Annotated in this window: 14 protein-coding genes, 2 tRNA genes, 1 other RNA gene and 1 riboswitch; of the genes, 6 read left to right on the top strand and 11 right to left on the bottom strand. The window is 75.6% G+C overall.

All coding sequences use genetic code 11. The features are described 5' to 3' along the window. Positions 1–66: 66 nt before the first annotated feature. On the bottom strand, positions 67–1347 hold the full coding sequence (locus tag I4I82_RS13585; protein ID WP_218592019.1) for an amidase: 1281 nt from the start codon (positions 1345–1347) through the stop codon (positions 67–69). Between the two features lie 17 nt (positions 1348–1364). Further along, a complete protein-coding gene (locus I4I82_RS13580; RefSeq protein WP_218592020.1) occupies positions 1365–2558 on the bottom strand; it encodes a M20 metallopeptidase family protein in 1194 nt (397 codons plus the stop codon). A gap of 91 nt (positions 2559–2649) precedes the next feature. On the opposite strand from I4I82_RS13580, the gene I4I82_RS13575 reads away from it, so the two are divergent. The 3 genes from I4I82_RS13575 to I4I82_RS13565 are packed head-to-tail and all read left to right on the top strand — an operon-like array spanning position 2650 to position 4080. Next, positions 2650–3168 (top strand): tRNA adenosine deaminase-associated protein, encoded by a 519-nt coding sequence (locus tag I4I82_RS13575; protein ID WP_218592021.1) that lies wholly within the window; start codon positions 2650–2652, stop codon positions 3166–3168. After that, positions 3165–3632, top strand: coding sequence for a nucleoside deaminase (locus I4I82_RS13570; protein ID WP_226370040.1), 468 nt, complete (start codon positions 3165–3167; stop codon positions 3630–3632). The genes I4I82_RS13575 and I4I82_RS13570 overlap by 4 nt, the downstream gene beginning before the upstream one ends. Before the next feature lie 10 nt (positions 3633–3642). Next, positions 3643–4080, top strand: coding sequence for an NUDIX hydrolase (locus tag I4I82_RS13565; protein ID WP_275948777.1), 438 nt, complete (start codon positions 3643–3645; stop codon positions 4078–4080). Here I4I82_RS13565 and I4I82_RS13560 read toward each other — a convergent pair. The 3 genes from I4I82_RS13560 to I4I82_RS13550 are packed head-to-tail and all read right to left on the bottom strand — an operon-like array spanning position 4055 to position 6530. Beyond that, positions 4055–4837, bottom strand: coding sequence for an amino acid ABC transporter ATP-binding protein (locus I4I82_RS13560; RefSeq protein WP_218592022.1), 783 nt, complete (start codon positions 4835–4837; stop codon positions 4055–4057). The two genes, I4I82_RS13565 and I4I82_RS13560, sit on opposite strands and share 26 nt — an antisense overlap. Then, on the bottom strand, positions 4834–5706 hold the full coding sequence (locus tag I4I82_RS13555; RefSeq protein WP_226370039.1) for an amino acid ABC transporter permease: 873 nt from the start codon (positions 5704–5706) through the stop codon (positions 4834–4836). The genes I4I82_RS13560 and I4I82_RS13555 overlap by 4 nt, the downstream gene beginning before the upstream one ends. Then, on the bottom strand, positions 5667–6530 hold the full coding sequence (locus I4I82_RS13550) for an ABC transporter substrate-binding protein (RefSeq protein ID WP_226370038.1): 864 nt from the start codon (positions 6528–6530) through the stop codon (positions 5667–5669). The genes I4I82_RS13555 and I4I82_RS13550 overlap by 40 nt, the downstream gene beginning before the upstream one ends. Before the next feature lie 98 nt (positions 6531–6628). On the opposite strand from I4I82_RS13550, the gene I4I82_RS13545 reads away from it, so the two are divergent. Beyond that, positions 6629–6713: transfer RNA gene (locus tag I4I82_RS13545), tRNA-Ser, on the top strand. A 48-nt stretch (positions 6714–6761) separates the two neighbouring features. Here the strand turns inward: I4I82_RS13545 and I4I82_RS13540 are convergent. From I4I82_RS13540 to I4I82_RS13515, 6 genes are all read right to left on the bottom strand, one after another. After that, entirely contained in the window at positions 6762–7589 is an 828-nt protein-coding gene (locus tag I4I82_RS13540; RefSeq protein WP_226370037.1) for an SCO6745 family protein, read from the bottom strand. A gap of 43 nt (positions 7590–7632) precedes the next feature. Next, positions 7633–8502 (bottom strand): alpha/beta hydrolase, encoded by an 870-nt coding sequence (locus I4I82_RS13535; RefSeq protein ID WP_218594177.1) that lies wholly within the window; start codon positions 8500–8502, stop codon positions 7633–7635. Positions 8503–8575: 73 nt separating this feature from the next. Further along, on the bottom strand, positions 8576–8845 hold the full coding sequence (locus I4I82_RS13530; protein ID WP_218594178.1) for a GlsB/YeaQ/YmgE family stress response membrane protein: 270 nt from the start codon (positions 8843–8845) through the stop codon (positions 8576–8578). 133 nt (positions 8846–8978) lie between these two features. After that, entirely contained in the window at positions 8979–9293 is a 315-nt protein-coding gene (locus I4I82_RS13525; protein ID WP_218594179.1) for a DMT family transporter, read from the bottom strand. A 14-nt stretch (positions 9294–9307) separates the two neighbouring features. Then, positions 9308–9369, bottom strand: a riboswitch (guanidine-III (ykkC-III) riboswitch). Positions 9370–9437: 68 nt separating this feature from the next. Further along, complete coding sequence (locus tag I4I82_RS13520; protein ID WP_218594180.1) at positions 9438–10040, bottom strand: GNAT family N-acetyltransferase; 603 nt, start codon at positions 10038–10040, stop codon at positions 9438–9440. Positions 10041–10140: 100 nt separating this feature from the next. Continuing rightward, positions 10141–10225 (bottom strand) — tRNA-Ser (locus I4I82_RS13515). A gap of 56 nt (positions 10226–10281) precedes the next feature. On the opposite strand from I4I82_RS13515, the gene ffs reads away from it, so the two are divergent. Both ffs and I4I82_RS13505 read left to right on the top strand, forming a co-directional pair. Beyond that, positions 10282–10378, top strand: an RNA gene (gene ffs, locus I4I82_RS13510) — signal recognition particle sRNA small type. A gap of 46 nt (positions 10379–10424) precedes the next feature. Continuing rightward, positions 10425–12623 (top strand): DNA polymerase III subunit gamma and tau, encoded by a 2199-nt coding sequence (locus I4I82_RS13505; RefSeq protein WP_218595770.1) that lies wholly within the window; start codon positions 10425–10427, stop codon positions 12621–12623. The last annotated feature ends 27 nt before the right edge of the window (positions 12624–12650 follow it).

The following is a 12650-nucleotide window of genomic DNA, read 5'->3' as shown; positions in this document are numbered from 1 at the left end:
TCACGCGGCGAGACTATTCCGTGACCGGCGGAACCCCGGCCCCGGGACCTCGAACGGGTGGTTGCCTCAGGCGGTGAGCCGGGCCGCCAGCGCCAGCACCCCTCGCTCGTCGAGCTTCACGCCCACCACCTGCACCCCGGCGGGGAGTCCGTCGGTCGTGCCGGGCACCGAGACCGCCGGCCAGCGGGTGAGGTTGAAGGGCAGCGTCAGCGCGAGCAGAGCGGGCCGCACCGCCACCCCGTCGACGCTCTCCTGCCCGATCGGCGTGGCCCGCAGGCGGGCGGTGGGCAGGACCAGCGCGTCGACGTCGCCGACCGCGGTCCGCAGCTCGGCGACCAGCCTCCGCCGGGTGCGCAGGGCGTCGACGTAGGCGTGGGCGGGCAGGTCGCCGTTCGGCTCCAGCCGCACGCGGGTGGCGGGCTGGTAGGCCTCGGGGCGCTCGGCGATCCACCGGGCGTGCGTCGCGTACGCCTCCGCGCCGACGATCACCGGGTAGGTCGCTGCCAGCTCGTCGATCATCGGGGTGCGCACCTCCACCACCGTGACGCCGTCGGCCCGCAGCCGCGCCACGGCCGCGTCGAGCGCCGCGGTGAGGGCGGGGTCGGCGGGCCGCCAGTAGTCGTCGACCGGCACCCCGACCTTTCGCGCGACGGCCGCCGTGCCGGTGCCGGTCAGCGCGTCCCAGGCGAGCGCGGCGCCGTCGACGTCGGCGGTGAGGAACCCGACGTGGTCGCAGGTCTCCGACAGCGGGAACACCCCGTCGACGGGCAGCCGCCCGTACGCCGGCTTGAGCCCGACGACCCCGCACAGCGCCGCCGGGGTGCGCACGCTCGCGCCCGTGTCGGTGCCCAGCGCGAGCGCCAGGTGCCCGGCCGCCACCGCCGCGGCGGAGCCGGACGAGGAGCCGCCGGTGATCCGCGACGGGTCGTGCGGGTTGCGCGCGGGTCCGGACGCCGAGACGTCGCCGGTCGGGCCGTAGGCGAACTCGTGCGTGTGCAGCTTCGCTACTACCACCGCGCCGGCCGCCTTCACCCGCGCGACGACCGCGGCGTCGGCGACGGCCGGACCGGCGTCGTCGAGGACGTGGGAGCCCGCGCGCGTGGGCAGCCCGGCCACGTCGAACAGGTCCTTCACCCCGACCGCGACGCCGTGCAGCGGCCCGCGCCACTCGCCGCGCGCGAGCTCGTCGGCGCGCAGGGCGGCCTCGGCGAGCGCGCGGTCGGCGTCGAGCAGGACCACGGCGTTGTGCTCGTCGGCGGCCAGGGCCTCGCAGGTCCGCCGCACGTGGTCGACGGGGGACAGCTCACCGGTGCGCAGCGCTTCCGACAGCTCGGGCAGGGAGATCACCCGGCCATCCTCGCGCGTCAGCGCAGCGCGTCGAGCGCCAGCCCGGCGTAGACGGCGACCCCGGAGACCATCGCGGCCTCGTCGAACACGACGCGGTTGGAGTGGTTGGGCGGCGCCACCGACGGCTCGACGCCCGCCGGGCACGCACCGAGGAACGCGAGCGCGCCGGGGACCTGCTCCAGCACGTAGGAGAAGTCCTCCGCGCCCAGGATCGGCGTCGGCATCGTCACGACCCGCCCGCGGCCGAGCACCTCGCGGCCCAGCGTGGCGAGGGTGGTGACGGCGCCGTCGTCGTTGACCGTGACCGGGTAGCCGGGCTCGACGACGACGTCGGCCGAGCAGCCGTGGGCGAGCGCGGTGTAGCGGCAGACCCGGCGGACGATCTCCCGCACGCGCTCCCGCACGGGCGCCGACAGGGTGCGGATCGTGCCCTCCATGAACGCCGTCTCCGGGATGACGTTGGTGGTCGTGCCCGCGGTGAGGTGCGCGATCGTGAGGACGGCGGGGTCGTGCGCGCTCACCTCGCGGGTGATGGCGGTCTGCATCGCGCCGATCATCGCCGCGGCGGCCGGCACGGGGTCGACGGCGTCGTGCGGCGCCGAGGCGTGCCCGCCGCGCCCGCGCACCGTGATGCGGACGGTGTCGGCCGCGGCCATCAGCGGCCCGGGGCGCACGTGCACCTCGCCGGACGGGATCGTGGCGCTGATGTGCAGGGCGTAGGCCCGCTCGGGGCGCCCGGCGGGCCCGGTGGCGTCCAACAGGCCCTCGTCGATCATGTAGCGGGCGCCGTGGAAGCCCTCCTCGCCCGGCTGGAACATGAACAGCACCCGCCCGGCCAGCTCGCCGCGCCGCCCGGCGAGCAGCCGCGCCGCCGACGCCAGCATCGCGACGTGGGTGTCGTGCCCGCAGGCGTGCATCGCGCCGGGCACCTCGGAGGCGAACGCGAGGTCGGTGTCCTCCTGCATCGGCAGGGCGTCCATGTCGCCGCGCAGCAGGATCGTGGGGCCCGGGCGGGCGCCGTCGAGCACGGCGACGACGGAGCTGACGCCGACGCCGAGATGCACCTGCAGCGGGAGGTCGGCGAGGGCGTCGAGCACGGCGTCGCGGGTGTGCGGGAGGTGCAGTCCGACCTCGGGCCGGCGGTGGATCGCGCGCCGCAGGGCCACCGTCCGCGGCTGCAGCGCGCGCGCCTGCGTGCTGAGGTCGGGCATGGCCTGATCCTGGCATCCCGGGGGCCGCACGAGGGGGTCGACTTCGGGTTGTGGTGTGGACCACAGTGCAGGAGGGGCCTACCGTAGTGTCATGGCGGTGCAGAGCGTCCAGAAGCCCGCGGACGTGCGGGAACAGGCCCTGCCCGGGTACGCCGTCGCGGCGATCCGGGAGGCCGGTCGCTGGCGCTGCCGCCGTCTGGGTCCCGACTCCCTGGTCGACCTCGACGCCGTCATCACCGAGCTGCGCGCGCTGCGCGTCGAGGGTGCGGTGGTGGGCCTGCTCGACGTCGACGACGAGTTCTTCGTCCTCGTCCGCCCGGTGCCCGGCGGGATTGCGCTGATGCTCTCCGACGCCGTGGCAGCCATCGACTACGACGTCGCCGCCGACGTGCTCGACCTGCTGCGCGTGGAGCTCCCGCCCGACGAGGACGCGCTCGACGACCCGTGGCCCGAGGGCGACCTGTCGATCCTCGCCGACCTGGGCATGACCGCCGAGGAGCTCGAGGTCCTCGCCGGCGAGCTGGAGCTCTACCCCGACGAGCAGCTGGCCGCCATCGGCCGCCGCTGCGGGTTCGCCGACGCGCTCGCCGAGGTCGTCGACGCGCGGTGAGCCACCCCGCCTCCGCCTCCGACGAGGCGTTGGTCCGCCGCGCCCTCGTGCTCGCCGCGGCCGCCACGCGCACCGGTGACGTGCCGATCGGCGCGGTCGTCGTCGACGCCGACGGGCGCGAGCTGGCCGCGGCCTGCAACGCCCGCGAGGCGCTGGGCGACCCCACCGCGCACGCCGAGGTCCTCGCCCTGCGCGCCGCCGCGGCCGTGCGGGACTCGTGGCGGCTCGAGGGCTGCACGCTCGCCGTGACGGTCGAGCCCTGCACGATGTGCGCGGGCGCGCTGGGCCTCGCGCGCGTCTCGCGGGTGGTGTTCGGCGCCTGGGAGCCCAAGACGGGCGCGGCGGGCTCGCTGTGGGACGTGCTGCGCGACCGCCGGCTCGTCCACCGCCCGGAGGTCGTCGGCGGGGTGCTGGAGCGGGAGTGCGCCGCGCTGCTGGAGTCGTTCTTCGCGGGGCACCGCTAACGTTCGCGGCGTGGAGCGGCGGATGCGGGTGGGGGCGTATGTGCTGTGCGTCCGGGACGGGTCGGTGCTGCTGGTGCGGTTCACCCGCTCGCGGAGGTGGACGCTCCCCGGCGGCGGGCTCGACCACGGCGAGGACCCGCGGGCGGCGGCCGTGCGCGAGGTGGCGGAGGAGACCGGGCTCGAGGTCCGGCTCGACGAGCTGCTGCACGTCGACTCGACGCACTGGTCGGAGATCGACGGGCGCCCGGCCGACGTGCACGCCCTGCGGATCCTCTACACCGGTGAGATCACCGGCGGCGTGCTGCGCGACGAGATCGGCGGCAGCTCCGACCACGCCGAGTGGGTGCCGCTGGCCGGCCTGGCGCGGCTCGACCGGTCGCGCATGATCGACATCGCGATCGGGGCCGCCGACGAGCTCCGGGTCAGGCCAGCCGTCCCGCCGCGATGACGCGGGCGAGGAACTCCTGCGTGCGCGGCTCGCGGGGCGCGCCGAGCACCTGGCCGGGCGGCCCGGACTCGAGGATCACGCCGCCGTCGAGGAAGCAGACGCGGTCCGACACCTGCTTGGCGAAGCCCATCTCGTGGGTCGCCATCAGGATCGTCACCGACCCGCGCGCGAGCTCGCGCACGATGGCCAGCACCTCGCCGACCAGCTCCGGGTCGAGCGCCGAGGTGATCTCGTCGAGCAGCAGCAGCCGGGGCCGCACGGCCAGCGCGCGGGCGATCGCCACCCGCTGCTGCTGCCCCCCGGAGAGCCGGTCGGGGTAGGCGCGGGCGAACGCGGCCAGCCCCACGCGCTCCAGGAGCTCGTCGGCCCGCTCGTCGGCGGCGTCGCCGGTGAGCCCGTGCACGACGCGCGGGGCCAGCGCCACGTTCTGCCGCGCCGTCATGTGCGGGAACAGGTTGAACGCCTGGAACACGATCGCCATGCGCCGCTGCGCCGCGGCGGCGGCCCTCGGCCCGCGGCGGGGGTCGGACACGTCGTCGCCGTCGAGCAGGATCTGCCCGTCGTCGACGTCCTCGAGCAGGTCGACGCACCGCAACAGCGTCGACTTCCCCGACCCCGACGCGCCGATGAGCGTGATGACCTCGTTCTCGCCGACGGACAGGTCGATGCCGCCGAGCACCGTCGTGTCGCCGTAGCGCTTGACGAGGTTGCGGACCTCGAGGACCGGCGGCGAGCCCTTCACCGGGTCGGCGGTCATGCGCCCTCCCGCCGGGCCGCGCGCGCCGCCACCGCGTCGGCGATGCGGCCGGTGGGGATGGCCAGGAGCACGAAGAGCAGCCCGGCGACGACGTAGGGGGTGAAGCTGAACACGAGCGCCGACTGGATCTGCGCAGCCCGGATCGCGTCGACGGCCCCGAGCACCGAGATGAGCCCGACGTCCTTCTGCAGCGCCACGAAGTCGTTGAGCAGCGGCGGCAGCACCCGACGGACGGCCTGCGGCAGGATCACCAGGCGCAGCGACTGCCGGTGCGTCAGCCCCAGCGACCGCGCCGCCGCCCGCTGCGAGGGGTGCACCGACTCGATACCGGCGCGGAAGACCTCGGAGACGTAGGCGGAGTAGACGAGGATCAGCGTGATCGTGCCGAGCACGGCCACGTCGGTCGGCACGCCCTGCAGCCGCAGCGCGGGCAGGCCGAACCCGACGAGGTAGAGCGCGATGAGCAGCGGCACGCCGCGGAACAGGTCGACGTAGCCGATCGCGAGCGCCCGGACCGGGAAGAACACCGGCCCGCGCAGGGTGCGCAGCAGCGCGATCAGCAGGCCCAGGGCCAGGATCCCCAGCTCGGCGACGACCAGCACCCGGATGTTGAGCCACAGCCCGGCCAGCACCGAGGGCAGCGAGTCCCAGGCGTCCTGCGGGTCGAGGAAGGTGGCCTGCACCCGGGGCCAGCCCGGCGTGTTGACCAGCCCGATGACGACGGCGGCCGCGAACACCACCGTCGAGACGAGCGCGACCAGCGTCGACCGGCGCGCCCGGGAGCGCCGGTAGGCCGCCCGGTCCTGGGCGAGCGGGCTGAGTTCCGGGGTCACCGCAATTCGGGCGCCGCTCCCGCGGAGGCGAGCCACTCCTGCTCCAGCGCGCCGAGGGTGCCGTCGGCGCGCAGCGCGTCGACGGCCTCGGACACGCAGCCCGTCAGCGGGCTGTCCTTGTCCAGCACCGCGCCGAACTGCTCGGGGACGCCGCTGCCCGTCGGCAGCTGCCCGACGATCACGCCGCCGTCGAGCTCGGCGGAGGTGATGAAGAACGCCGTCGGGAGGTCGACGACCAGCGCGTCGACCTGGCCGTTCTGCAGCGCCAGCTTCGCATCGTCGTTGGTGTTGTAGACCGCGGGCTCGGCGGTCGGCGCGATCTGGTCGACGATCGCCTGGTAGCTCGTCGTGCCGACCTGCCCACCCAGGCGCGCGCCCTTCAGCTCCGCGACCGTGGTGGCGCCCGCGAACGCGTTGCCCTCCACCGTGATCACCGCCTGCGCGACGTCGTAGTAGGGCGAGGAGAAGTCGACGGCCTGGCGGCGCTCGTCGCTGATCGAGAACTCGGTCAGGTTGAGGTCGTAGGTCTTCGGCCCCGGCGCGATCGCCGCGTTGAACGGCACCCGCACCCAGGTGACGGCCTCGCGGGCGAACCCCAGCTGATCGGCGATCGCGTAGGCCACGGCGCTCTCGAAGCCCCGCCCGGACGTCGGGTCGTCGTCGAGGTACCACGGCGGGTACACCGGCTGGTCGGTGCCGACCGTCAGCGTCCCCGCGGTGAGGGTGGGTAGCCCGGCGGGGTCGCACGCCCCGGACGCGGCGGGGGCGGGTTGCTCGGCGGGGGCACAACCGGCCGCGAGCAGCACGGTCGTCGCAGCGAGGACGGTGGTGGCGAGGAAGCGCCGGAGCGGGGTGGGCACGGGCGGATTCTGCCCGGGCCGGGCCCCCGCGTCGATCACGGTTCGCTCACGGCCCCCGCCGCCCGCCCACCCCCCGGCCCTCTTGTAAGCTCGTCGGCGGTGGCGTGTCCGAGCGGCCGAAGGAGCACGCCTCGAAAGCGTGTGAGGTGAAAGCCTCCGTGGGTTCAAATCCCACCGCCACCGCACCGGAACGCCGGGTGTCCACCACGGACGCCCGGCGTTCGTCGTTCCTCACCGCGACCCCGCCGCCACCAGCCTCGCGACGAGGGGTTCGAGCTCCGCCTCCAGCTCCGCGAGCTCGACCGCGGACAGCGCGTCGTAGGGCGGGGCGGCGAGCTCGTCGGTGAGGGCCTCGATGCTCCGCGTGGTCTCGCGGCCGGCGTCGGTGGACCGGCCGTCGGCGTCGACCAGGCCGCGCCCGCGCAGCCCGGCCATGACCTCGGCCAGCCTCCGCGCCGGCAGGTGGTGGATGCGGCCGAACGATTCCGGCGGGTGGATGCCCATGTCGATCGCGGACAGCACGTGGGCCTCCGTGCCGCCGACGCCGTGGGCGAGCAGCGCGGTCACGTGCCCGTCGCCGCGGTGCTCGCGCAGCATCGTCGCGGAGTGCCAGAGCCGGGTCACCGGCTCGTCGGGGACCGGGAGCGCGCGCCACCCGGCGTACAGGACCCGCCCCTCGGTGGGCGCGCTCGTGGCGGCCCGGGTGACGAGGTCGGCGGCGCGCGCCAGGCCGGGGGAGCCGGCCAGGGCGCCGAGGATCCGCCGCACGGAGGCCGCGCTGCCCCGCCGCCAGGCGTCGAAGGAGGTCTGCGGCGGGACCGTCTCCCACGCGCTCGGGATGTGCCGCGCGGCCTCGCCCTCGGCGAAGCTGTAGAACGCCGCGTGCACGACCTGCGCCGGTACCCGTCCCAGCGGTGCGGCGCGGGCGGCGAAGTAGCCGTCCCAGTAGGTGCGGTGGCCGAGTGCGGCCATCTCCTCGCCTGCCTCGTCGGCGAAGTACGTGACCAGGCAGATCGGCTCGAGGAGCGCGAACAGGCGGCGGGCTGTGGTGGCGGGCACGAGTGTCTGACGTGGCGGGCGTGCCGGACTCATCGGCCCACGCTCAGCCGATCCCGCCCACGAACTCCCGGCTGGCGTCCACGATCTGCCGCTGCGCCGCCGCCCGGTCGACGGTCGGGACGCCGTCGCCGGGCTGCTCGCCGTAGTCGCCGAAGAAGGCGTGCACGCCGCCCTCCACCACGACCGACCGCGCGCCGGCCGGCAGCCGCGGGGCGGTGGCGGCGATGTCGTCGGGGGTGGCGAGGCCGTCGCGGTCGCCGGAGACCGAGAGGGTCGGGAGGTCGCGGGCGGACTGGTCGTCGGCCGGGTAGGAGGCCCACAGCAGCAGCCCGGCGACGCGCGGGTCGTCGACCATCGCCGCCGCCGTGCCGCCGAGCGAGTGCCCGCCCACGACCCAGCGCGCGACCTCGGGATGGTCGTCGAACGGTGGAGCGCCGACGAGCAGGGCGATGTCCAGCGGCGGCTTCACCACCACGACGAGGTTCCCGGCGTCGGCCAGCGGGCGCAGCAGGGCGAGGTAGGCGCGGGGGTCGACGCGCGCGCCGGGGTAGAACACGACCCCGACCTCCGACGGCGGGCCGGTGGGCCGGAGCTCCCATGTGGTGGGCCCGTCGACGGCGAGGGGGCCGGTGGTCGTCGCGGCGAACGGGCGCAGCCACGCGGTCGCCGCCAGCAGGCCGACCAGCAGCAGCGCCGCCGCGACGCGTCCGGCCGTGCGGCCGCGTCCGGCGCGCCGCGGACGGCGGGCCCGCACCGCGACGACCACCCCGGTGACGACGAGCGCCACCAGCAGGACGAGGTGCGCGGGGTGCCCGTGCAGGACCGTCGTCCACCGCGTCGCCAGCACCCAGGCCGGTACGGCGACGCAGGCCAGGGCGAGCAGCAGGCGGACCGTCACCGCGGCGGGGAGCACCGGCCCATCATGGGCCCGGACAGGCCGAAGGCCCCGTCCCGGGAGGGGACGGGGCCTTCGGCGTGGAACGAGGTCAGTGGCGGACGGCTCGGCGTCCGGCGATCACGCGGTAGATGCCCAGCAGCAGCAGGGCACCGACGAGGGCGATCAGCCAGGTGCGGATGTCGAAGAACCCGCCCGTCGAGACGCCGAAGAGCGCGGATCCGATGAAGCCGCCCAGCAGGCCGCCGACGATGCCGATGATGATCGTGACGATGATGCCGCCCGGGTCGTTGCCCGGCATGATGGCCTTGGCCAGTGCGCCCATCAGGCCACCCACGATGATCCAGCCCAGAATGCCCATCAGAAATCCTCCATGTTTGCCCCTGAGGTCGCGCTCGACGACCCGCTGAGGGAGAGTTCCCGGTAGTGATCCGGTCCAAGCGCACATCACCCGAGCGTGAGGTTTTCGTGACCTGATCTTGTGGCGGCTGGGCCTAATGGAGGAATTTCAGGCCGACCACTCCGCCCACGATGAGCAGCAGGCACAGCAATCGGGCGGTCGTCACCGGTTCGCCGAGCACCGCCATGCCGTAGGCCGCGGTGCCCACCGCCCCGATGCCGACCCAGACGGCGTAACCGGTGCCGACGGGGATGGTCCGCAGCGCGTAGGCGAGCCCCGCCATGCTCAGTACCAGGGCGGTCCCGAACACGAGCGACGGAACCAGTCGGGTGAAGCCGGCCGACCGGGACAGGGCCGAGGCCCAGACGGTCTCCAGCACTCCCGAGACCACGAGCACGATCCACGCCATGACGCACCTCCGGTGCCGCGTCGTCGTCGTGCCGGGTACGACGCACTCGTCCGGGGTGCCGCGTCTCGCGGAACCACCCCCGAGTTTACCGGCGCGCCCGGCCCGACCGCCACGCTCGGTGACCGGTCTGACCGTGCCGGAGCGTCAGCGCGGGTCGCGCCACATCGGGTGCACGGGCGGGCCGCCGGGGAGGAGGAGCGGCTCGGCGTCGCGGAAGCCGTGGCGCAGGTAGAGCGCGCGGCTGCGCTCGCCGGTCGCCTCCAGGTAGGCGGGCAGGCGGTCCCGGTCGCAGCGCTCGAGGACCGGCCGCAGCAGCGCCGTCCCGATGCCGCCGCCCTGCCGGCCGGGCTCGGTCGCGAGGGCGAAGAGGTACCAGTGCGGGGTCGACGGGTGGTGGCGCTGCAGCGTCGCCTGGACCCGCAGGGCGCGGGGCATCTCCCGGCCCAGGACGCGGACGACGGCCGGCGCCGCGCGCAGCACCTCCCACGCGGTGGGCCGCCAGGTGCAGGGCGGGAACCAGACCGCCGTGCCGGCGCCGTCCTCGGACGCCCACGCGCCGCCGAAGCGCTCACTGCGCCGCACCTCGAGGTCGAAGAAGCGGCGCAGCCGCTCCGCACGGCGGCGGGCACCGAGGGGGAGCACGTGCAGGAACAGGGGGTCGTCGGCGAACGCCGCCGCGAGCACCTCCGTGGCCCGCACCCGGTCGGCGGACGACGCGGGCCGCACGGCCGGGGTGGACTCGATCATGCACGGATCCTGGCGCGGCCCGCCGGACACGATCGAGGAGGGTGGGGGCCACAACGACGGAACCGGGTGCCCCGACCTGCGGGACACCCGGCTCCACCTGCGGAGGATGGGGGATTCGAACCCCCGAGGGCGTGAACCCAACACGCTTTCCAAGCGTGCGCCATAGGCCACTAGGCGAATCCTCCAACGCCGAGAAGCATAGCCTCCCCGTCACGGCCGCCCGACCCGGCTCTACACTCGTACCCGGGTCCCGCGTGACGCCCATCCTGTGAACTCCCCCAGGGCCGGAAGGCAGCAAGGGTCAACAGGCTCTGGCGGGTGCGCGGGGCCCGCCTTATTTCTCCCGCCGGGCGCGGTGTCGGACCCGGTGGGTAGCCTCGCGGCGTGGCGCTGGCTCTGTACCGCAAGTACCGCCCGGCGACGTTCGCCGAGGTCGTCGGGCAGGAGCACGTCACCGAACCGCTGAGCACCGCCCTCGCGGCCGGCCGGATCAACCACGCGTACCTGTTCTCCGGGCCGCGCGGCTGCGGCAAGACCTCCAGCGCCCGCATCCTGGCGCGCTCGCTCAACTGCGTGCAGGGGCCGACGCCCGACCCGTGCGGGGTCTGCGCGTCGTGCGTCGCGCTCGCGCCGGGTGGGCCGGGCAACATCGACGTCACCGAGCTCGACGCCGCTTCCCACGGAGGTGTCGACGACACGCGCGAGCTGCGCGACCGCGCGTTCTTCGCGCCCGCCGAGTCGCGCTACCGGGTGTTCATCGTCGACGAGGCGCACATGATCACCACGCAGGGCTTCAACGCCCTGCTCAAGATCGTGGAGGAGCCGCCGGAGCACCTCGTCTTCGTGTTCGCCACGACCGAGCCGGACAAGGTCCTGCCGACCATCCGCTCGCGCACGCACCACTACCCGTTCCGGCTGATCCCCCCGGGCACGCTGCGCCGGCTCATGGAGAGCATCTGCGCCGACGAGGGTGCGGTCGTCGCGCCCGCGGTGTACCCGCTGGTCATCCGCGCGGGTGGCGGATCGGCGCGCGACTCGCTGTCGGTGCTCGACCAGCTCCTCGCCGGCGCCGGGCCCGAGGGCGTCACCTACGAACGCGCGGTGGCGCTGCTCGGCGTCACCGACGTCGCGCTGATCGACGACATGGTCGACGCCCTCGCGGCGGGCGACCGCGCGGTGGTCTTCGAGACCGTCGACAAGCTGGTCGAGGCCGGCCACGACCCCCGCCGCTTCGCCTCCGACCTCCTGCAGCGCCTGCGCGACGTCACGCTGCTGCAGGCCGTGCCCGAGGCCGCGGAGCGCGGGCTGGTGGAGGCGGCGGCCGACGAGGTCGCACGGATGATCGAGCAGGCCGACCGGATCGGCCCGGCCACGCTGGCGCGCTACGGCGAGATCGTGCACACCGGCCTCGTCGAGATGCGCGGGGCCACCGCGCCGCGGCTGCTGCTGGAGCTGTTGTGCGCGCGGATGCTGCTGCCCGCGGCCAGCACCGCCGACGCCGGCCTGCTGGAGCGGCTCGAGCGCATCGAGCGGCGCAACGACATCGCCTCCTCGCCCCGGGGGGAGGGCGACGCCGACGGGGGAGCCGCACCGCGGTTCCGCCGCCCCAGCGAGCGCACCGCGGAGGCCCCGGCCGCCGCGGTGACGAGCACCCCCGCGCCGCCCGCGCCCGCCCCTACGCCGGCCGCTGCAGCCCCGCCCGCGCCCGCTGCCGTCCCGCCCGCTGCCGCCGAGCCCCCGCGCGCGGAGCCGGTCCGCCCGCCCGCCCGCCCCGCGCCGTCCCGCCCGGAGGCGGTCCGCCCCGACGCCGGCCGTCCCGCGGTCGAGCCGCCCGCACCCGAGCGCCCGGCACCGGAGCGGGCCCCGGAACGCCCGGCCGTAGAGCGTCCGGCACCTGAGCGCCCCGCCGTAGAGCGTCCGGCGCCCGAACGCCCCGCCGCCGAGCGCCCCGCCCCCGCCGAGCCCCCCGCTCCCGAGCCCCAGGACGAGCCCGCCGAGCCCCGGCAGACGCGCCCCGCGGCCGCCTCCCTCGACGCCGCCGCCGTCCGCCGCGTCTGGCCGGAGATCCTGGCCGCCGCCAAGGACCGCAAGAAGCGCACGGCGGCGCTGCTCGTCAGCGCCACGGTCCGGGCCGTCGAGGACGACACCCTGGTCCTCAGCATCGGTACCGCCCCGCTGGCGCGGCTGCTGTCGGAGCAGAGCAACACCGAGGTCATCGCCGAGTCGCTGCACGCGGTGCTCGGCGTGCAGTGGCGGGTCCGCTGCGAGCACGGCGACCCGGTGCCCCCGGCCACCGCGCGCGGCGGGCAGGCCTCGCCGCAGCCGGCCGCCGCGCCCCGCCGCCCGACCCGCCCGCCGCCCACGCGCCGCTCCACCGCCGGGGCCGTCACCGACGACGCCGGCGCCGAGCCGCTGCCCCCCGAGCCCGCGCCCGAGGACGCCCCGCCCGACGACGAGGAGTCGATGCTCGCCGAGGCCGCGGCCGGCGCGACCACCAGCCCCGCCGAGCGCCGCGACCCCGAGGAGATGGCCATCGAGCTGCTCACGTCCCAGCTCGGGGCGCGGGCGCTCGACCAGCGCTGACGGGTCGACCGAAAGTCCGATCCGGAG

Source organism: Pseudonocardia oceani, from assembly GCF_019263585.2.
GTDB lineage: Bacteria > Actinomycetota > Actinomycetes > Mycobacteriales > Pseudonocardiaceae > Pseudonocardia > Pseudonocardia oceani.
The sequence above is the reverse complement of the archived record's forward strand: the minus strand, read 5'-3'. Positions and strand labels throughout refer to the sequence as shown.